Here is a 20,071-nt window from a genome sequence, read left to right as displayed (position 1 = left end):
GATGAGCACCATTCGACTCACCATGGCTCAAGCACTGGTCAAGTATCTCTCCGCTCAGCGTATTGAGATCAATGGCCAAGAAGTGGCGCTTTTTGAGGGGGTGTTTGCGATTTTTGGTCATGGCAATGTGGCGGGGTTAGGCGAAGCGCTTTACCACGTGCAAGACGAATTGCCGACCTTTCGCGCCCATAACGAGCAGTCCATGGCCCACGCGGCGATTGCCTTTGCCAAAGCCAATGGCCGCCAGCGCCTAATGGCGGCGACCAGCTCCATCGGCCCAGGGGCGACCAATATGGTCACCGCCGCGGCGCTCGCTCACGCCAACCGCTTGCCGATCCTGCTGCTGCCGGGGGACACCTTTGCCACCCGCGAACCGGATCCGGTACTGCAACAAGTGGAACATTTCGGTGACCCGACGATTAGCGTCAACGACTGTTTTCGCCCGGTATCGCGCTACTTCGACCGCATTAACCGCCCCGAGCAGTTGCTGACCAGCCTGCCTCAGGCGATTGCCACTCTGCTTGACCCTGAACACTGCGGCCCCGCGACCCTGGCGCTGCCCCAGGATGTGCAAACCTTTGCCTACGATTATCCTGCGGCATTTTTTGCCCCCAAAGTGCACCGCATTCGCCGCTCGCCACCGGATGCTTACGAGCTTCGCCAAGCCATCGCCGCACTGCAACAGGCCAAGCGCCCGCTGATCATTGCTGGCGGCGGCGTGCATTACGCGGCTGCCTGCGATGCCTTAGCCGAGTTTGCCAAAAAGCGCGCTATTCCGGTGGCTGAAACCCAGGCGGGGAAGGGCGCGCTGGCCGATAGCCACCCTTGCGCTGTGGGTGCCATTGGGGTGACCGGTAGTGCAGCTGCCAACCAGTTGGCGGAGCAGGCGGATGTCATTCTGGCGGTGGGCACACGACTGCAGGACTTTACCACTGGCTCTCGGGCGCTGTTTGAAGACAACGATAAAACACTGATCACCCTTAACGTTGGCCGTTTCGATAGCTTGAAGCATCAAGCGTTGCCGCTTAGCTGCGATGCTTTGATCGGGATGGGGCAACTCGACGCAGCGCTGGGCGAGTGGCGCGGTAGCGATGAATGGCGCGAACAAACCGGCACGCTCAAACGCGAATGGGCCGAAATAGTGCGCCGTGTAACCGCAGATCAAGGGCTAGCGCTGCCCACCGATGCTCAGGTAATAGGGGCCGTCAATCGCCAGGCTGGCAGCGATACAACCGTGGTCTGCGCTGCCGGTGGTTTACCCGGCGAGCTGCACAAACTCTGGCAATGTTCGGGCCCTGGCAACTACCACGTTGAGTACGGTTTCTCCTGCATGGGCTATGAAATTGCCGGTGGGCTGGGCGTCAAGATGGCCAAGCCCGACAACGAGGTAGTGGTGATGGTCGGCGATGGCAGCTACCTGATGCACAACTCAGAGCTGGCGACATCGGTGATGCTGGGCCACAAGCTGATTGTGGTGGTGTTGGATAACCGCGGTTATGGCTGTATCAACCGCTTGCAGCACGCCACCGGCGGCGCGGGGTTTAACAACCTGCTGCAAGATTGCCGCACTGTCGAGGCGGGCGCACCGAAAACCGATTTTGCCGCCCACGCTAAAGCGTTGGGCTGTGAGTCTGAATCAGTGAGCGGCATTGCGGAACTAGAGCAGGCATTGGTGCGCGCTCGCAGCGCCTCTTCGACCTACGTGATTGCCCTGGATACTGATCCACTGCCCAGCACCCAAGAAGGCGGTGCCTGGTGGGAAGTAGCCGTGCCCGAGGTCTCCAAGCGTGAAGCCGTCAATAAAGCCTATCAAGGTTACCGCGAAGCCAAGCAGCGCCAGGCCCGCTAATCGAATGCAGAACATCAGAGAGTCGGCGATAGGGTAAAGCGCCCTAACGCCAAAAATACTCAGACAAAAATGACAAGGAATACGCTATGCCAACGGTTACTTTAGGCATCAATCCGCTCACCTGGACCAACGATGACTTACCCAGCCTGGGTGGCGCAACACCGCTGGAAACCTGTTTGAAAGAGGGGCGTGAGGCAGGCTTCAGTGGTTTTGAATTAGGTAACAAGTTTCCCCGCACGCCTGACGCCTTGAATCAGGTGCTTAGCGCCCACGACTTGGCGCTTGTGTCGGGCTGGTACTCCGCGCAGCTGTTGGAACGCACGCCTGAAGAAGAGATTGGCGCTATTCAGGATCACATGAACCTGCTCAAGCAGTGCGGCGCTAAGGTGATGGTGCTATGTGAAGTTACCCACTGTGTACACGGTGATCAGGAGCGTCCGCTTTCACAGCGTCCGCATCTTTCCGAGCAACAGTGGCAGCGCCTGCTGCATGGCCTTGAGGTGGTGGGTGACTACCTGAAATCCCAGGGCATTCAACTGGTGTATCACCACCACCTGGGCACGGTGATCGAAAGCCAGGCCGACGTTGAACGCTTAATGGATTACACCGGCGAAGGCGTAGGGCTACTGCTTGATTTTGGTCATCTGCGCGGTGCAGGCGGCGACCCGCTCGCCATCGCCAAACGCTACAGCCAACGTATCCACCATGTGCACTGCAAAGACTTGCGCTTCCCTGTGCTGGACGCAGTGCGCAACCGCGACAAAAGCTTTTTAAACGGCGTGTTAGACGGCCTGTTTACGGTGCCGGGGGATGGCAATGTGGATTTTCTGCCCGCCTTAACCCACCTGTGCGAACAGGGCTACCAGGGTTGGTTAGTGGTTGAAGCCGAACAAGACCCTGAAGTCGCCCATCCGTTGACCTATGCCCGCCTGGGGTATCGCAACTTGCGCCAACTTGCCGAGCAGGCAGGTTTCGACATTGCCAGCTAAACAGTGCCAGTCGCCGCCTTTTAATCAGGAGCTTTTATGAAGATGTTATCCCATTATCTTAATGGTGAGTTCTCCACTGGTCAGAGCCAGCGCACTTCGCCGGTTTATAATCCGGCCACCGGCGAACAAAGCGCCCAGGTAGCGCTAGCCACCGTTGATGAAACTCGTGAAGCCGTGCGCATCGCCGACGAAGCCTTTGCCGGCTGGTCAAAAGTCTCGCCGCTAAAGCGCGCGCGTATTCTGTTTAAGTTTAAAGCGCTGGTTGAAGAGCACACCGATGAGCTGGCGCGACTCATCTCCAGCGAACACGGCAAGGTGTTTTCTGACGCCAAAGGCGAAGTGACCCGCGGCCTGGAAGTGGTTGAGTTTGCCTGCGGCATTCCCCACCTGCAGAAGGGCGAGCACTCCATGAACGTCGGCAGCGGCGTTGATAGCTATTCGATGATGCAGCCGCTGGGCGTGTGCGCCGGTATCTCGCCGTTCAACTTCCCCGCTATGGTGCCCATGTGGATGTTCCCCATTGCACTGGCCTGCGGCAACACCTTCGTCATGAAGCCTTCGGAAAAAGACCCCTCCACGCCGCTGCGCTTAGCCGAGCTGTTAAGCGAAGCGGGCCTGCCGGATGGTGTCTTTAACGTCGTCAATGGCGATAAAGAAGCGGTCGATGTGCTGCTCACTGATGAGCGTGTTCAAGCGGTAAGTTTTGTGGGTTCCACACCCATCGCCGAGTACATCTACGCTACCGCATCAGCGCATGGCAAGCGTGTTCAGGCGCTGGGCGGGGCTAAAAACCATATGGTGATTATGCCCGATGCGGATCTCGATCAAGCCGTGGGCGCCCTGATGGGCGCGGCCTATGGCTCAGCAGGCGAGCGCTGTATGGCAATTTCCGTTGCTGTACCCGTGGGCGAAGATACCGCCAACCGCCTGCGTGAAAAGCTGGTGGCTGAACTGGATAATTTGACGGTCGGGCCTGGCCTGGTTGATGGCCCTGATAACGATATGGGGCCGCTCATCACCCGCGAGCATCGCGACAAGGTAGCTGACTATATTCAGGTTGGTGTGGATGAAGGCGCAGAACTCGTGGTCGACGGTCGCCAGACAACGGTTGATGGCGCAGGCGATGGCTACTTTATTGGCGGCACTCTGTTCGATCATGTGACGCCAAAAATGCGTATTCACTCCGAGGAGATCTTTGGCCCGGTGTTGGCGATTGCTCGTGTGACCAGCTTCGACGAAGCGGTCAGCATGATCAACGCTCATGAATACGGCAACGGCACGGCAATCTTTACCCGCGATGGCGATGCGGCGCGCCAATACTGCGAGCAGATCCAGGTCGGTATGGTCGGCGTTAACGTACCGATTCCGGTACCCATGGCGTTCCACAGCTTTGGCGGTTGGAAGCGCTCGCTGTTTGGCCCGCTGCATATGCACGGCCCCGACGGCGTGCGTTTCTACACCCGTATGAAAACCATCACCCAACGCTGGCCCAGCGGCATTCGTGAAGAGACTAACCACTTCACCATGCCGACCATGTAAACAGTCTACGGGGCACGACACCATTCAACGCCGGGCCCAGCCCGGCGTTGTTGTTTTAGAACAGGGATAACCATAATGAAAACCCTCAAGATTGGCTTAATCGGCACCGGTTTTATGGGCAAAGCCCACGCCATTGCCTTTAATGCAGCATCCAGCGTTTTTGAACTGCCCGCTAAACCCGTTTGCGAACTGCTGGCGGACGTTAACCTTGCCACTGCGGAGAGCCGAGCACGTGCCTGGGGATTTGCCCGCGCCACCGATGATTGGCGCGCCTTGGTAGAAGATAGTGAGGTGGATGTGGTGGATATCTGCGCGCCTAACTTTCTGCATAAAGAGATGGCCCTGGCTGCCATTGCCGCTGGCAAGCATGTTTACGCTGAAAAACCGCTGGCGCTGAGCACGGCAGACGCCGACGAAATGGTCGTTGCGGCTGAAAAGGCGGGCGTCAAAACCCTGGTGGGCTTTAACTACATTCGCAATTCCGCCACCCAGTTGGCTCGTCAGATTGTCGCCAGTGGTGAAATTGGTGAGCTGATTCACTTTCGTGGGCGGCACAACGAGGATTACCTGCTCGACCCGCACAAGCCCCACGACTGGCATACCAAGCGCGCCACCGCAGGCGCCGGTGCGTTAGGTGATGTGGGGTCGCATATTCTCAATATGGCCGAATTTTTAACCGGACAGCGGATTAGCGAGGTTTGCGGTCAGCTACAGACTGTCATTCCCACTCGGCCCAGTGCCGACGGCAGCGGTATGGCCGCGGTGGAAAACGATGATCAGGCCCAGGCCATGCTGCGGTTTGATAAAGGGTTAATCGGCAATATCGAAACGTCTCGGGTGGCGGCTGGTCGCAAAATGGGCTTGGCCTACACGCTAACGGGCACCAAAGGCGCCATTGTGTTTGATCAGGAGTGCATGAGCGAGCTGCAGTTATATCGCCACGGTGATGCCCACGGCAGGCGTGGGTTCACTACGCTGTTGGCAGGCCCGGAACACCCCGACTACGCGGCCTTTAGCCCCGCACCGGGCCATGGTTTGGGCTATAACGACCAGAAAATTATCGAGGTGCGTGATCTGGTCGAAGGTATCATTAACGCTCGTCCCCTCTATCCAGATTTCCGCGAAGCCGCGCGGGTGAATCGTTTGATAGATGCCATCGAAACGTCAGATCAGACGGGGCGGTGGGTTCAAGTCTAATATCAGCAGCCCTGTGCCTGATGATGCCGATGGATAAAGGCGTACTTCGCTTTAGGCATTTTGCAAAGTACACCGCGGCGGCCCCCTCCAGTTGCAACGCTACAAACAACAACCAACAGGACCAGGCCGCCAAGGATGGCGAGAAGGGGAGCCTTTATGTCAGGAAAACGGCGCCAGCATCGCGCTAATATCTTTGTCCTTGTAGGGCGGATAGACATCGACGGTCTTGTCGGCGGGCGAGATCAGCAGCGACTTGGTGTTGCTGAGTGCATCGAACCCCGTCTTGCCGTAATACTTCCCTATCCCTGAATTGCCGACCCCGCCGAAGGGCAGCGAGCCGACCCAGCAATGCAGATTGGTCAGGTTTACGCAGCCGCCGCCGAAGGACACTGACTGAAGAAAGTGCTCGATCGTCGCCTCGTCGCGGCTGAAGATATAGGCGGCCAGCGGTTTGTCTCTTGTCTTCAGCTTTTCGATCAGCGTGCCCATGTCGCCGTAGCGCAGGATCGGCAGCACCGGACCAAACACCTCCTGCTGCATCGCTGGGTCCAACCAGTCGGAAGGATAAAGCAGGGTGGGCTCGACGTAGCGGGCAGGCACATCGAAGCGCCCCCCGAGTACGGTCTTGTCCGGCAGGATGTAGGAAGCAACGCGTTGCGCATCTTTCTCGCTGATCATGCGCGCAAAGTCAGGGCTTTGCGAGGGATCGGCCCCGTACATGCGCGTGACCGCAGCTTTCAGTTTCTCGACAAAAATGTCTGCGACACTATCATGTACGCAGACGAAACCGGGCGCGATGCACCATTGACCCGAAATCGCGTTATGCCCCCAGGCGATGGCGTCGGCGGCACGATCAAGGTCTGCGGTTTCGTCGACGATGGTCGGGTTCTGCCCACCCAGTTCCAGGATCACTGGCGTCAGGTGCTCGGCAGCGGCACGCATGACGACTTTGCCCACCGCCGAACTGCCGGTGAAGAAAATGAAGTCGAAGGGCAATTCCAGCAGCGCTGAGATCTCCTCGCGTCCGCCAGTGACCACGGAAACGTCTTCGGGCTCGAAATATTGCGGCACCAGTTCCGCGAAGAGCGCAGCAGTTGCGGGCGTGGTGTTGGCCGGTTTCAGGATCACGGGATTACCCGCTGCCAGCGCCGCAATGGCCGGATCGAGCAACAGGAGGATTGGCGCATTGAAAGGCCCGATCACCAGTGTCACGCCGAAGGGTTCGCGTCGGATCACACCGCGCTGGCCGAGCTTTGCCAGCCCTTCGGGGATTTCGACCTCTTCCGGTGCCATCAGCCGGTCCAGATTGTCGCGATAATAGGCGATATTTCCCATCGGTACCGTGATCTCGAACTGTTGTTCGAACGGCGGCTTGCCGAAATCTTGATGAAGTGCCGCACACCAGCGTTCGCGATGTTCGAGCAGCATGCGCTCCATTCTCGCGAGTTGATCTAGCCGCCAGTCGCGTGATTTCGTGCGGTCGCTGAGAAAAGCTGTTTTCTGGCGGTGGAATATCGTCTCATACGGATTGTTCATATGTCCGGTTCCCCATTAGCGTGCAGGTGTTAACGGTCATTCACTCGACTTCATCCAATGCCGAGGACCCGTTCAGCTGTCAGACCGTTGCTGTACTGTTGTTGTCCGGTGAAGCTGGTCTATTTCTTTCTCTCGTTCTTTCCCTCGGCCAGCAGCTTTCCGTTCGACAGCTTTGTCATGAGCATTGGCATCTTGTGTAGAAGATGACTCACTCATCAGAATCGCCCTATTGCCTGATTCCCTGCGTTATCCGGAGCCGTGCCGCACATAGCAGAAATATATGGACGCCTCCCCCAAGTCAAGCGGTGCTTAGCGATTTCTCCTTTCAGATGTTGCAGTGCCCGCCAGGGGCACGTGGTCATAGGATAATCAAAGTAGCTAACCCCAAGAACGACATAAAGCCGACTACATCGGTAACGGTGGTTAAAATGACGGCACCTGATAACGCGGGGTCTATTTGCAACCTTTTCAACACTAAGGGAATCAGCACGCCTGATAAGTTCGCTAGGCTCATATTCACAAAGATGGCCAGCGTAATCACCAGCGTAATCAGCGGATCGCCGAACCACAGGTAGGAAATACCACCAACGACCAGTGCCCACACCAAGCCGTTACTCATCCCCACCCACAGCTCTTTGTTATAAAGCCACTGTTTGTTATTACCGGCGAGCTGGCCGAGCGCTAAGCCGCGTATCACCACAGTGAGGGTTTGGCTGCCCGCAATTCCGCCCATACTCGCGACCACCGGCATCAGGATGGCTAGCGCTACAATTTGATCCAGTACCTCTTCAAACTGCCCAATTACGAAGGCCGCTAAAAAGGCAGTGAGCAGGTTAATACCCAGCCAAATGCCGCGGCTCTTTGCGCTGCGGAGTATCGGAGTGAAGACTTCTTCTTCATCGCTGACGCCCGACATGTGTTTTAACGTCATGTCAGCATCATCTTGAGTGATTTCTAATACATCAGCGGCGTTCAACTGGCCCACTAACAGCCCGTCGCTATCGCAAACCGGGACAAAAGGCAGCTCTTTAGAGCGGAGCAGTGCGGCAGCCTCGCTTACCTTCATCTGGTCATTGAGTGTGAAGGGGGCAACCATGTACTCATCAACGACGCTCTCCTGTGGTTGTTTGACTAGATCAATAAGCGTCAGCGTGCCCAACAGACGCTTATTCTTGTCGGTAATCATGATCTGTTGCGATTCATCATCCAATAGCTGATGAATACGGATATAGCGCTGTACGGCTTCCAGCGATACGCCCTGTTTTACATTAACCGTTTCTGGGTCCATGTAACGACCAACCACGTCATCTTCATAAGAATGAAGATTCTCAACTTGGGCGCGGATCTCTTGATCTAAGCTGGCATAGACGGTCGTTTTGATCTCTTCGTCGGCGACGTCGAGAACTTCAGCCACTTCCTGGGCATCTAGGCCTTTAACGATTTGTTCTACATCGCTGGCAGAAAGGTCTTCAATGTAGTCGGCACGAATATCTTCATCGACTTCGGCGAGCACTTCACCGAGCAGTGCTTCAGGAATGTACTCCCACAATCGGTCGCGAGTTTTGGTTGGGAAAGACTCAAGCGTGCGCGCAATCGATAAAATATCGAGTTCAGCAAACAGCTCGCTTAGGGCGGCGGTATCTTCCTCATCTAACCGTTTTTGAAGATAGAGCAGTTGCTCCTCTGAATTTGTGTATTTTTCCTCATCGCGCATAGAGCCCGTCCTTATTGGAAGCTTAGTGTTAAAAGCTTAGTGTTAAAGAAGTGCAAACTCCTGGCGGCTCGCTTTATGAATGTTATAGACAGGTAGGGTTGAAAGCCACGACGGTATTGTGATGCAAGCGCACGATATACCAGCCCATATCGAGCCCAAGCAGCTCTACAGCTGGAAGTGGCGATCACCTCACTAAACGATGAACTATCCAGTCATACTTAACTATGAGAAGAAGGCTCTGGCCGGGTAGCCAGCCAAAGTGCAATAAGCATTAGTAGGGCCACCACTGCTCCGCTTAACCAGCCAGGCCCGAGTGACCAGACGGTGATCATTGCACTCAACGCTATCGTGCAAACAGCAAAAATCTTAGCGCGCTTGGGTATGGCGCGCTCTTGTTCCCAGTTAACCAGTAGGGGGCCGACATAGTGGCGGGAGCGGATCCAAACCTCGAAGCGCGGCGAGCCTCTGGAGGCGCAGTAAACCGCCATTAGCATAAACACGGTGGTAGGCAGCAGGGGTAGAAAAATGCCTAATACGCCGATGCTAAAACTCAACCCTGCCAAACCCACCCAAAGAATACGTATCAGCGTCATCTAGTCACATTCCTATGAGCCTTATCTCTGCACTTAAGTTATAAACGGCTGTGAATGGAAATTACCTCATCCTCATTATGATAGTGAATTTTAGATTACTACTAAAAATAGCCAGCAACTTGGGAAATGTCCTCATCATTTAATACCCCCGCTTGCCAGCGCAGTGTTAGCCAAGCTAATAAATAGTCATAACGGGCACGGGACAGATCGCGTAACGCCTCGAAACGTTCGCGCTCGGCGTTTAGCACGTCTAAATTGGTTCGTTCGCCGCCCAGAATGCTTCGCCGTGTGGCTTCAAGGCGTTCTGTTGCGGCGACTACCGTCTGCTGGTAGGCCTCAATGCGCTGCTGGCTGCTACGGGTTAAACGGTACTGGCGCTCGACATCGTTCAGCATTTCTATTGTGGCGGCATCCAGTTCATGGCGCGTCTGTGCATAGGTACTGTCTGCCTGACGGCTAGCCGCCACGACTCGGCCGCCGGAATAGAGCGGTAAGTTGACCTCCACGCCAATGCTGTCGGTGTCGTAACGCTGACCAATGACGTTTTCAGAGTTGGAGTCGGATATCTGACTGCGTGCGTATAAGCGTATATTTGGCAGGTGTCCGGCGCGTTGCTGGTTCAGTTGGTGACGCGCGGCTTCCAGTAGGCTGCGCTGGGCGGCCAGCTCAGGATTATGGGCCAGCGTGTGCTCTTGCCACTGCTCCAGTGATGACACGGGGCTTTCCTGGGTAGTTTGCACATTGCGGGCTAGCTGGTCGGCCTGCAGTGGGGCGAGTGCACTGGATGGGACACCTGTGCCAGTCAGGGTGCGCAGTGCATTGTGGGCATCGCTCAAGCGGTCTTCGGCTTCAATCAGTTGGGCTTCCACCAAGCGTGCCTGGGCAGCAATCTCTAACTGGTCAGTACGGGTGCCCTCGCCATACTCGATAAAGCGCTGGCTGCGCTCGTGTTCTTCTTGCAGAGCGCGTAGGTGGGCTGTCGTCAGTTCGATATCGTCGTGGGCGTAAAGCACTCCCGTGTAGGCCTGGAGAACCTGAACGGCTAGCGCCTGACGGGCGCGCTCAAGCGTCAGCTCAGCGGCTTGGGCCTGTGCTTTACCAGCTTGATACTGGGCGAAAGCCGCTGCATCCAGCAAGGGCTGCGTTAGCGTGAAAGAAGAGGAATAACTGGTGTAATCCATATCGCTTGTGGTCGAGCCGAGCGGTGTTTCCTGCCGCACTTCCGACCAGTTTTTAGCCCGTGAGTAGCGATAGTTGAGCGAGGGCAGTAATGCTGATCGCCCCAGCGCTCGTTCCTGTTGACCGGCTGCACTTTCGCTCTGTGCGGCCAGCCAGCCTGGATCATGCTGTTTGGCCAGCTCGTAGGCCTCACGGAAGTCCAGTGCGAACGCATTGAAAGAGCAGCAGAGGCAAGCAAGCAACAACCAAGTGCGATATCGCCGTGATGCAACACGAATCATGCATCCCCCCAAGCCGTGCGGGCGCGGTCAAGCAGTGGCTTAAACAGGTAGTTGAGCAGCGTGCGTTCGCCAGTGCGCACAAAGGCTTCGACCGGCATACCCGCTTTGAGTGGTTGGCTGCCCAAGGGTGAGAGGTCATCGGCGGCTACTTCGACATACATCCGGTAATAAGGCAGCCCTGTCTGTTCATTGGTTAGCCGGTCGGCGGAAACCTGGCTGACAACCCCGGGTATGCGTGGTGTGCTGCTACGCTCGAAAGCGGTAAAGGCAAGCTCAACTGGCAGGCCCGCGTGCACTCGGTCAATCTGTTCAACGGGCAACTGGCCCTCCACCAATAAGGGTTCGCCTTGGGGGACAATTTCCATCAGTAAGGCACCGGGCTGGGCCACACCTCCTTCGGTATGCTGGGTTAGCCCCACCACCGTTCCTGAGCGAGGAGCGCGTATCTCGGCATGGGCCAAGTCAAACTCGGTGCTTGCCAGCTGGCTAGTTAGCTCCTGTGCACGTAAGCGTGCCTGGGACAGTAGCTCCTGCACGTCACGCTGGTACTCTTCATTGCGTTGGGTCAGGCGAAGCTGTAACTCATCAATCTGGCGTCGGGTCTGCTGCAACGTGCCGGTCTCTGTGGCAATGTTAGCCTGCAGCTGGGCATAGCTGTTTTCGATTTCCAGCAGCCGGTTGCGGGGAATATAACCGTCGGCAGCCAGCTCACGCAGGTTGTTGCGCTGCTCACCCAAGGCTGACAGGCGCCGCCGCTGTTGGGTCATCGAGGACTCTAGCCCCGCCACCCGGGCACGCTGACCATCAAGGTTGGCCTCGATCCCTGATATTTCAGCGGCCAGGGCATTACGCCGGCTGGTAAATAACTGGCGTTGCAATGCCAGCATGGTGCCGACGTCTACATCGGCACTGCTCATCAGGTCAGAAGGCATGCTAATAGTGCTTAGTTGGTCACGCTCGGCCTCCAAGCGTGCTGTTTCTGCCAGTGATGATGCCCGCTGTAAGCGCAGTGCACGGGCTTGATGTTCCAACCGCGTGGTGTCCAGGCTGATCAGTGTCTGGCCTTCTGTCACTTGGTCTCCTTCACGTACCCACAGCCGCCCAATAACACCGCCGGTTGGATGCTCAACCGCCTGTCGATTGCCGGAGACAACCACTGTTGCGGGTACCGCGATACCATTATCCAACGGTGCCCAGGCTGCCCAAGCCACAAACAGTGCTAAGCCTCCCAGTAGTAGCCAACTCCCTATGCGTATCGGTCGTCGCTTGCGACGCATGGCGAGTGCTTGCCAGTCGGGTGTGGCTGAGGAGGTGTGTTGTTTTGCAGCAGGCGGTGCCTGCGAGATATCGCGAAGGGTCATGCGCGCTGCTCCTGACGATTGATGGAAACATTGCCGTAGGTATAAGCGCTTTGCGCATACGGGCTGGCCATCGCGCCATTGGCAGGTGCTGCCGCTGGGCGGGCAGCGCTCAGGGTTTGCAATATCTCTTCAGTGGGGCCGAACTTCTGCAGGCGGCCTTCACGTAGTACTAGCAAGTGAGAGGTGGCCTTGAGTACCTGAGGGCGGTGGGTGATCAGCACCACCGTAACGTGGCGTTCGCGCAGTCGCTGTAACGCTTCCAAGAGTGCTTTTTCTCCGGCGTCATCAAGGCTTGCATTGGGTTCGTCCAGCACAACGAGCGCCGGGGGGCCGTAGAGCGCCCTGGCCAGGGCAATACGCTGGCGCTGCCCGCCCGAAAGGCCGACTCCACTGTCTCCCAAATAGGTGTCGTAGCCATTGGGGAGTGCCAGAATCAGTTCGTGTACGCCAGCCGTTTTAGCGGCCTCGACGACCTTCATGGGGTCTGGTTCGCTGAAGCGGGCGATATTCTCCGCCACACTACCTGCAAACAGCTCGACATCCTGAGGCAGGTAGCCGATATGTGGCCCCAGTAGCACTTTGTTCCAGCTCTTGATATCGGCACCATCAAGACGCACGGTGCCGATCTTCGGCTTCCAAACACCCACCAGCAGTTTGGCCAGAGTAGATTTGCCTGACCCCGAAGGCCCGATAACACCGAGCACGCTGCCTGCTTCCAATTGGAAGCCCACTTGAACCAGCGTGGGTACTTTTCCGCTGGGCGGCGTGGCGCTCACCGGCTCCACATTAAGCTTGCCCAGCGGGGCAGGGAGATCCATGCCTGGCTGGCGGGCCGGGTGTGCTGTTAGCAGGTTACCCAAGCGTTGGTAAGCCAGCCGTGTCGATGACCACTGCCGCCAGGCATTGATGACCTGATCAATGGGGCTGAGCGCACGGCCCATCAGGATAGAGCCCGCGATCATCGTGCCAGGGCTGATCTGCCCGCCAATCGCTAACCAAGCGCCCAACCCTAGCACCAGTGACTGCAATGCGACGCGCAGACTCTTGGAGATAGCGGTAACCAGAGCGGTACGCTCGCTGGCCAGCCCCTGCAGCGCGACAAAGCCCTCGTGCAGGTGCGACCAGCGGCGGGTAAAGGCCGACAGCATACCCATCGACTCGATGGCATCGGCATGGCGCAATTGTGCTTCCGCCATGGCATTGGCCTGTAAAGAAAGCGAACCCGCTTCACGCAGCGGCGGCTGGGAAAGCCGTTCATTCAGCCACGCTAAGCCCACCAGTACCACGGCGCCCCCCAGTGCCAGGCAACCAATCCAGGGGTGGAACATAAACATCACCAGCAAATACAACGGGAACCAGGGGGCATCGAAGAACGCAAATACCGCGTTGCCGGTGATAAATTGGCGCAGCGAATCAAGATCCCGAGTGGCTTGCCCCGCCTGGGCTGCCTGGCCGCTTAGCCCGCGCTCGAAGGCCGCCGCGTAAACCCGCTCCCCCAGTTGTTCATCGAACCGTTCGCCAATATGAATGACTGCCAGGCTACGTATGTACTCCAAGGCACCCATTAACGCCAGCAGCCCCAGCGCCATGCCCGTTAGCATCATGAGCGTGGTGGTATTGCCGGAAGCCAGTACGCGATCATAGACCTGCAGCATATACAGCGGCGGCACTAGCATCAGTAGATTGATAACCGCACTGAACAGCCCTACCGAGCGCAGTGTGCCGCGATAGCGGCCGAGTGCTTGGTAGAGTTCGTTTCCGGGCTGGCGTTGGGAGGGGGTCATTAGCTATGTCCCTGAAAATAGACGTAACAAATCAACGAATCGCCATAGCCATTCGTCTCGAATTCGTTCTCTCATTAGTGCTTTGGTCACGTCTCTGCTTGACTTCTCGTCTCATCGGGCGAGAATGCCGAGGCACCGCGCCAAGGCATAACGCCCTTGACGCGGTGTTTGAACGTTGCGGCAAGGGGCTTCCCCTTGCCTTTTTTATTAGCTGTTTATAGCGATGGCGTTGCTCACGCAGCCAGAGCGAAATCGAATTCGCTGGTAGAGACACCAGTGACGGATGCTGGGATGGCATCGTCGAGAATACCGGCATCGTCCAGTACCGCCAGCAGGCCGCCGTCATTCGTAGTGCCAGCGCTGTCCTCAGCACCTTCCACTTTACCGTTCATCAGGCCCCAGATGATGTCGTGGACGGTGTTGTCGCGGCCGCTGTTCTCGGACACAATCGGGTCGTCGAAGGTAAAGGTGATGAAGTCGTTAGTCACCGTTCCGTCGCTGTTGAGGAAGGAACCCAGCGTGATGCTTTCCAGGGTGCCTGTCAGTGCATGGGCGGCGAAGTTATAGGAGATATCTCCGGTGGCTGAGAAGGCAAAAGCACCATCGCTATTGGCCATGGCGTAAGTATCGCCCGCAAGGCCCGAGCCCACCCCATTGGTATAGAAACCACCGGTGTTGATACCGCCCGGGTTACTATTATCGTGCTCTCCTTCCGCCCCGTTTGTCTGAAAATCGAGCAGTAGACTCTCCAGTGTCCCGGAAGTGAAATCGCTGGGGAACCAAGTTTCATCGTAAGTATAGCTAATAGACATTTTCAGTCTCCTTGATCTACTAATATTGGCCCGTTAGGCCGTGATTGCCAGGTAACGTGGGTTACCTGCCCTGTATGCCCGCTGGGCGGGCATATTCGTTAGCAACACAATCGCGCTGCCATTAAATTAAAAACGCAGTTCTGCCCCGGCCATTAGGGTGCGGCCCGCCCCGTAACTCTTGGAGAAAATATCCGAGTAGCCGGTAACGTAGTTGCGATCGCGCACGTTAAGCATGGTGGCACGCAGTAGCAGGTTAGGGTTGACTTGGTAGCTAGCGTAGAGGTCCCAGGTGACGTAGCTGGGCCACAAATCAAAGTCAAAATCTTCTGGGCCGCCTGCGGCGCTGTAGTTAAGGCGGGTGCCCACATCCAGGCGCTGATCTAACCAGCGGGTGCCGAATACCAGACTGCCGCGATCCATCGGCAATTGCCGGGCGCTGTTCATACCGATGACATCGATGCCGCAATAGGTCAGGTCATCTCTCATGGCTTCATAAGAGTCGTAGCCTGCCTCGATGGCTTCGTAGTGGGCGTCAGAGTAGTTGCCGTTCTCATCTGGCATATCCTCGCGGATATTGCCGCTGCCTAGTGGGTAGACCTTTTGGCAGAATTGATTATCGCTACCCAGAACATGGGTGTAGTTAGCTTGGGTATACCAATTTTCAGCGTCGTAATCGATCTCCAGCTCTAAACCACGGAAGTTCATCGGTAGCAGGTTGGGCACGAACATGGTGTGGCCTAATCCCCCTACCTGTCCTGGCATCACGTTAACCATGGAAGTGATCAGGTAGTTGTCCACGCGGGTATCGTAGTAGGAGAGCTTGCTGAAAAAGCGGTCTCCATCGCGAAACAGGTTCTGGGCAGTAAAGTTGGCGCCTACATCCCAACTGCGCGAGGTTTCCGGCTGTGCATGGGGGTTAGGGAACAGAACCGCAAAGGGGTCGCCGGGGTGGCTGCCCTGCATGAGTGTTTCGGTAAGTGAGGGTGGCCGCCAGCCGCGGCCCCAGTTGGCAAACAGCTCAATGTTCTCATTGGGGCGATAGGCTGCGGATAGCGTTGGCAGAAGTTTGTCCATGCTGTTATCGACGTCATAGTCATGTGGCACGGTTTCTGAGAGCCACATTGGATTGAAATGGCCGCTTGTCTCATAGCCGGGGAAAGTGGTTGGGTCGTTGGCGTAGCCTTCATAAGCAGCAATGCTATCGCAAGCCCTCTGTATCGAGCGCTCACTTGAACCGGGGGAGGGGTTATGACAATTTCTGGTTCGATTTGCCAACTGATTCTCTGCGTGCCGCGAAGCCATGGCATAGCGGTCACGATAAGTCCATTCCGCTCCAGGCAACTTGGTGGAGCCATCAAGCTTGTAGTAGTCGTAACGAAGCCCTGCCGCCAGGGTAAAGGTCTCGTTTTCCCACTGCAGATTGCCAAAGGCGCTGGCAATACTGCGCTCTCCGCTGGGCTGCATGGTGTTGTCGGTCGAGGCCAACTGGCGTCCGCCACGCTCCTGTGTGGTGGTGGACTCGCCCTTATCAATAAAATACTCAATACCGTGGTTAGAGGAGAAACCGTCCATGCCACTTAGTGAAAAGCGCGCGGTATTCTCCAATGTAAAGCCGTAGGTATCGATTTGAGTGCGGTTATTGTTGTCAAGCCCCGCCCGGCAGGCGTTGTAGTACATATCCTGAACCGGATTGGTCTCGCAGACGCCTATCATCCAGGCCAGCTCGGTCATGTTGGTGCCACCCTGAACCACAGGCCGGCCAGCTTCGGTATAACGCTGCCCTTCTGTTGAAACGAAGTAGGCGTTAGCCTCCAGGTTAATCAGAGGGGAGGAGGGGTTAAGGTTATAGCGCAGGCTGACCGAGTCGGAGGTTGTACTGGCGTCGCCAAAGCGGCGCCAGGCATCATCGCCGTCGCGCACGCTACCATCGACGGGGTCGAGTACCTGACGATCGGAAACGTTGTTATAGGAGAGCTCGGTACCCAAGTAAGAGAACGTTAGCGATTGGTCGTCATCGATATGAAAGCGTGCCTTGAACAGGTTGGAGTCCTGTTCGTTATCTGTAAATCTGACCCGTTCGACGTCTTGCTCTATCTGCTGGTGAAACTCATCCTGAACACCTACCGTCAGGAAGTCATAGTTGGGGCGCCGACGCCCAGGCGCATATTCGCCGAAATTACGGTTGCTGCGCGCCGCCAGTAGTTCCCAGCGGTCGCCAAGGCGCCCAGCCACAGCCGCGCTACCAATAAAGTTAACTCCATTACCTTCGCCACCTACGCCGGTCATGCCGCGTAAGCGCACGCCTATATCTTTACCCGGTAAAAGAACATCGTCCACATCGATGGTGCGGAAGTTGGCGCTACCGGCGATGGCGCCCGCGCCATGTACCCCCGTACTGGCGCCTTTCTCAATGACAACGTCCGACAATAACTCGGAGTCGACATACATGGTGCCGTTGCGTTGCTGGTGACCGTTATCGTTAAAGTTCTGGCGCATGCCATCAACCATCATGTTGACGCGCCCAAAGTCTTGCATGCCACGGATGTTGACCGACAGCCCTGGGTCTTGCGCATTGACCGCACTATAAACGCCGGGCGTTTCCTGGAGCATATCGGCGGCATGACGGGGTGGCGTACGATCGATCTGTTCGCGGCTGATAACACTCACTGCGCGCGGTTCGTGATATACCCAATCGTCACCTATACGCTCAGCCGATACGGTCAGGGTGCTAAAGGCCGTTTGGTTGCCCACGGTAAGCGAGGTTGCTGGCTCCAGCAGCTCGGCGGTTCTGCCATTACGGTATGAAATAGTTAGTGAGGAGTCGGCTAGCAGTGTGCGAAGTGCTTCATCGGCTGTCATTTCGCCGCGTAAGGCAGGTGCGGTACCGTCGATAGGTTGACCATCCTGGCGAACGACGGAAATCTGGGTAGTCGCTGTGAACTCGCCCAACGAGTAGAGCAGATGCTGCTCGGGAAGGTCGAACGTATAGAGCTGCTGAAAGGGAGTCTGCTGTGGCGCATCGACTGAGTTTTGCGCAGAGGGCTGGGCCTGTACCTGAGTTTGAGTGGCAAGCAGGCCCAGCATCACAGCGGCGGTGATTGACGATCGGGGGAAAACCTTTAAGTGCATTGAGATAACGCTCCTTTTTTCGCTAATAAGAATCATTTTTATAATCATTAACGTTTGTGGGGGCGGTTTCCATCATGAAAAAACAGTTTTTAGATAAATATTTCTAAAACTTAGTGGTGTGTATGGCTCACGTTAGGTGGTTCGGCTATTACGCAAATGGTCAATGCGAGTATTATCACCACACTATGCAATAGGGCACCCGCTCCTATCGCGAGGAGCAGTGAAAGCCAAACCTCGAATGTTTCTTGGAAAAGTCCATAAAGAGTGCCCAAGCATCCACTGAGTAATGTGACGATACACAGGCTGGCTGCCCACCAGTTGAGCAGTAGAGACGCGATGGGAAGGCTGCGATTAAGCAAGCTGAATGGTTGCCCTTCTATGGTTTGAGTCATTGAAACTCCCTGTGGTGTCATTTGCATAAAAGCTGCTTGCGGCGCTATTTTTCTAGTGGTTATTTAGCGCTATTTTTCTAGTGGTTATTTAGCGCTATTGAGGCCAGCGACCTGACGAACTGAAATGCTTCTCGCGCGCCGTTTAGTGCCTGAATAGATTGTTCGTCTGATAGTGATATAGCATCCAACTGAGCAGTAAAACGACGCCAATGTAGCCCTCGCCCTGAATCGCTGGGAGCAAGGTGCCGGGCGCCAAAATTAGCGGAGAGTCCTAGTTGGCTGGCGTAATTGAGCAAAAAAGCGGCACCTAGGTTAGAGCCTTCATTCACATAGAGCCAGCCAAGTGCGGCTGCTTGGGAATCGATAGCTGGCTCTGGGAGGGAGAGCTCCTTTAAATCGTTTAGGTTTAGGGCTAGGTCTTGGCAATCACTAATCACGGCGCTGTAACGGCAACGCTGGGGTAATCCTTCCAGCCAGGCGCATAGGTTCTGTTGATGATAGAGAGGTGCTGTACGGCGTTGAAACTGGTACTGAACCACAAGAAAGCGCTGGTAACCTTTTAGGCTGGCAAATGGAGATAGCGCCATAATGGCTTCATCAACACGCTCATGCGTTGAGTGTGTATCAAGTTTTAACCGTTTACTTAACGGGAGAGTGTTTGCCCCTTTGGGCGGGGAGAAAAGTGCTTCCATGATGAACTCGCTGCTGTGGGTGGATAAAAACGGCAAGGTAAGTGATTTGTACTCGGTAACTAACACTGCAGTGGCTGCTCTTAGCGTTCTTAACTGGTATGGGTGGGGCGTAGCCAAAGCAGGTTGCCAGGCAGGTTATGCACTGTGATGCCAAACACATCGGTTAATGTTTCAATTAACGCGGCTGGTTGGTTGGCATGAAAACTGCCAGAGACGCGAAGCTCGGAAAATGCTTGCTTATCAATAAGTACACGCCCTGGTAGCATGCGTTCAAGCTGTGCCACGACCTCGCTGATTTCAGCATCGTCAAAAATTATTCTTCCCTCCTTCCAGGCGCGCGTCAGGGGGATTGCCACTGTTGAGACTGGGCCAAGTGCACCACCTTGCAAGGCAATTTGCTGGCCTCCCACTAGCATGGCTTGGTGGTCCAGGTTGTCGCTGACCGCTACTTGCCCCTCTTCCACCGTGACGGTGACACGATCGCCGCTACGCATTACCGAAAAGTGAGTGCCTATAACGCGCACCGACGCCTCTCCGGCGGTAATAATTAGCGGATGCTGGGGGTCTTTGGCGGCATCAATCCACAGGCGGCCGCGGCGTAATGTTAAGCCCCGCTGCATCTCGGTGAGGTTAATATCCAGGGCACTATTGCCATCAAGTAGCAGCGATGAGCCATCTGCCAGTTGAAGGTGCTGGGGTTGTCCTGGTGCTGTGGTGGCGTCAGCCATCAATCAGCGAAGTTATAGGAGAGATCCCCGGTGGCTGAGAAGGCAAACGCACCTTCGTTATTGGCCATGGCATAGGTATCACCCGCTAGGCCCGAGCCTACTCCGTTGGTGAAGAATCCACCTTCATTGATACCGCCCGGGTTATCGTCACTATGCTCGCCGGGTGCGCCTGATTCCTCAAATTCAAGTAGTAGGCTTTCCAATGATGAGCCAGGGATGAAAAGCTCTGGGAAGTTGTTTTCATCGTAGGTATAGCTAATAGACATTTTCAATCTCCTTTATATAACAATGTTGGC

15 protein-coding genes are annotated in these 20,071 nt (G+C 56.0%); 4 read left to right on the top strand and 11 right to left on the bottom strand.

The window, feature by feature from the left end:
- Position 1 precedes the first annotated feature (1 nt).
- The 4 genes from iolD to NDQ72_18015 all read left to right on the top strand — a co-directional run bounded on the left by iolD (position 2) and on the right by NDQ72_18015 (position 5,574).
- Positions 2 to 1,849 carry a 3D-(3,5/4)-trihydroxycyclohexane-1,2-dione acylhydrolase (decyclizing) gene (iolD, locus tag NDQ72_18030; GenBank protein WKD27914.1) on the top strand — a complete coding sequence of 616 codons (1,848 nt, stop codon included), beginning with the start codon at positions 2 to 4 and terminating at the stop codon, positions 1,847 to 1,849.
- Positions 1,850 to 1,935: 86 nt separating this feature from the next.
- Positions 1,936 to 2,838: a myo-inosose-2 dehydratase gene (iolE, locus tag NDQ72_18025; protein WKD27913.1), complete on the top strand. Its 903-nt coding sequence runs from the start codon at positions 1,936 to 1,938 to the stop codon at positions 2,836 to 2,838.
- A gap of 36 nt (positions 2,839 to 2,874) precedes the next feature.
- The gene (locus NDQ72_18020; protein WKD27912.1) at positions 2,875 to 4,377 is read left to right on the top strand and encodes a CoA-acylating methylmalonate-semialdehyde dehydrogenase; all 1,503 of its coding nucleotides are present in this window, start codon (positions 2,875 to 2,877) and stop codon (positions 4,375 to 4,377) included.
- Between the two features lie 75 nt (positions 4,378 to 4,452).
- Positions 4,453 to 5,574: a Gfo/Idh/MocA family oxidoreductase gene (locus NDQ72_18015; GenBank protein WKD27911.1), complete on the top strand. Its 1,122-nt coding sequence runs from the start codon at positions 4,453 to 4,455 to the stop codon at positions 5,572 to 5,574.
- Between the two features lie 159 nt (positions 5,575 to 5,733).
- Here the strand turns inward: NDQ72_18015 and NDQ72_18010 are convergent, their stop codons facing one another.
- The 11 genes from NDQ72_18010 to NDQ72_17960 all read right to left on the bottom strand — a co-directional run bounded on the left by NDQ72_18010 (position 5,734) and on the right by NDQ72_17960 (position 20,041).
- Complete coding sequence (locus NDQ72_18010) at positions 5,734 to 7,110, bottom strand: aldehyde dehydrogenase family protein (protein WKD27910.1); 1,377 nt, start codon at positions 7,108 to 7,110, stop codon at positions 5,734 to 5,736.
- A gap of 358 nt (positions 7,111 to 7,468) precedes the next feature.
- Positions 7,469 to 8,824 (bottom strand): magnesium transporter, encoded by a 1,356-nt coding sequence (gene mgtE / locus NDQ72_18005; protein ID WKD27909.1) that lies wholly within the window; start codon positions 8,822 to 8,824, stop codon positions 7,469 to 7,471.
- 218 nt (positions 8,825 to 9,042) lie between these two features.
- On the bottom strand, positions 9,043 to 9,417 hold the full coding sequence (locus NDQ72_18000; protein WKD27908.1) for a YbaN family protein: 375 nt from the start codon (positions 9,415 to 9,417) through the stop codon (positions 9,043 to 9,045).
- A gap of 101 nt (positions 9,418 to 9,518) precedes the next feature.
- Positions 9,519 to 10,877 (bottom strand): TolC family outer membrane protein, encoded by a 1,359-nt coding sequence (locus NDQ72_17995; GenBank protein ID WKD27907.1) that lies wholly within the window; start codon positions 10,875 to 10,877, stop codon positions 9,519 to 9,521.
- Positions 10,874 to 12,238 (bottom strand): HlyD family type I secretion periplasmic adaptor subunit, encoded by a 1,365-nt coding sequence (locus NDQ72_17990; protein ID WKD27906.1) that lies wholly within the window; start codon positions 12,236 to 12,238, stop codon positions 10,874 to 10,876. The genes NDQ72_17995 and NDQ72_17990 overlap by 4 nt, the downstream gene beginning before the upstream one ends.
- Positions 12,235 to 14,022, bottom strand: coding sequence for a type I secretion system permease/ATPase (locus tag NDQ72_17985; protein WKD27905.1), 1,788 nt, complete (start codon positions 14,020 to 14,022; stop codon positions 12,235 to 12,237). Before NDQ72_17985 ends, NDQ72_17990 begins: the two co-directional genes overlap by 4 nt.
- 233 nt (positions 14,023 to 14,255) lie before the next feature.
- Positions 14,256 to 14,834, bottom strand: coding sequence for a heme acquisition protein HasA (locus tag NDQ72_17980; GenBank protein ID WKD27904.1), 579 nt, complete (start codon positions 14,832 to 14,834; stop codon positions 14,256 to 14,258).
- A 126-nt stretch (positions 14,835 to 14,960) separates the two neighbouring features.
- Positions 14,961 to 17,963: a TonB-dependent hemoglobin/transferrin/lactoferrin family receptor gene (locus NDQ72_17975; GenBank protein ID WKD27903.1), complete on the bottom strand. Its 3,003-nt coding sequence runs from the start codon at positions 17,961 to 17,963 to the stop codon at positions 14,961 to 14,963.
- Positions 17,964 to 18,432: 469 nt separating this feature from the next.
- Positions 18,433 to 19,047 (bottom strand): biliverdin-producing heme oxygenase, encoded by a 615-nt coding sequence (locus NDQ72_17970; GenBank protein WKD27902.1) that lies wholly within the window; start codon positions 19,045 to 19,047, stop codon positions 18,433 to 18,435.
- Positions 19,048 to 19,136: 89 nt separating this feature from the next.
- Entirely contained in the window at positions 19,137 to 19,775 is a 639-nt protein-coding gene (locus NDQ72_17965; GenBank protein ID WKD27901.1) for a FecR domain-containing protein, read from the bottom strand.
- Entirely contained in the window at positions 19,775 to 20,041 is a 267-nt protein-coding gene (locus tag NDQ72_17960) for a hypothetical protein (protein ID WKD27900.1), read from the bottom strand. The genes NDQ72_17965 and NDQ72_17960 overlap by 1 nt, the downstream gene beginning before the upstream one ends.
- Positions 20,042 to 20,071 lie beyond the last annotated feature (30 nt).

The sequence above is a fragment of the Halomonas sp. KG2 genome, from assembly GCA_030440445.1.
Taxonomy (GTDB): domain Bacteria; phylum Pseudomonadota; class Gammaproteobacteria; order Pseudomonadales; family Halomonadaceae; genus Vreelandella.
This window is presented reverse-complemented; position numbering and strand designations above follow the sequence as displayed.

Coding starts and splice junctions, on each gene's coding strand:
- NDQ72_18015 (WKD27911.1), top strand. CDS start 4,453: ATGAAAACCCTCAAGATTGGCTTAATCGGCACCGGTTTTATGGGCAAA.
- NDQ72_17975 (WKD27903.1), bottom strand. CDS start 17,963: ATGCACTTAAAGGTTTTCCCCCGATCGTCAATCACCGCCGCTGTGATG.
- NDQ72_17965 (WKD27901.1), bottom strand. CDS start 19,775: ATGGCTGACGCCACCACAGCACCAGGACAACCCCAGCACCTTCAACTG.
- NDQ72_18010 (WKD27910.1), bottom strand. CDS start 7,110: ATGAACAATCCGTATGAGACGATATTCCACCGCCAGAAAACAGCTTTT.
- NDQ72_18000 (WKD27908.1), bottom strand. CDS start 9,417: ATGACGCTGATACGTATTCTTTGGGTGGGTTTGGCAGGGTTGAGTTTT.
- NDQ72_17970 (WKD27902.1), bottom strand. CDS start 19,047: ATGGAAGCACTTTTCTCCCCGCCCAAAGGGGCAAACACTCTCCCGTTA.
- NDQ72_17960 (WKD27900.1), bottom strand. CDS start 20,041: ATGTCTATTAGCTATACCTACGATGAAAACAACTTCCCAGAGCTTTTC.
- iolD (WKD27914.1), top strand. CDS start 2: ATGAGCACCATTCGACTCACCATGGCTCAAGCACTGGTCAAGTATCTC.
- NDQ72_17990 (WKD27906.1), bottom strand. CDS start 12,238: ATGACCCTTCGCGATATCTCGCAGGCACCGCCTGCTGCAAAACAACAC.
- NDQ72_17985 (WKD27905.1), bottom strand. CDS start 14,022: ATGACCCCCTCCCAACGCCAGCCCGGAAACGAACTCTACCAAGCACTC.
- iolE (WKD27913.1), top strand. CDS start 1,936: ATGCCAACGGTTACTTTAGGCATCAATCCGCTCACCTGGACCAACGAT.
- mgtE (WKD27909.1), bottom strand. CDS start 8,824: ATGCGCGATGAGGAAAAATACACAAATTCAGAGGAGCAACTGCTCTAT.
- NDQ72_17980 (WKD27904.1), bottom strand. CDS start 14,834: ATGTCTATTAGCTATACTTACGATGAAACTTGGTTCCCCAGCGATTTC.
- NDQ72_18020 (WKD27912.1), top strand. CDS start 2,875: ATGAAGATGTTATCCCATTATCTTAATGGTGAGTTCTCCACTGGTCAG.
- NDQ72_17995 (WKD27907.1), bottom strand. CDS start 10,877: ATGATTCGTGTTGCATCACGGCGATATCGCACTTGGTTGTTGCTTGCT.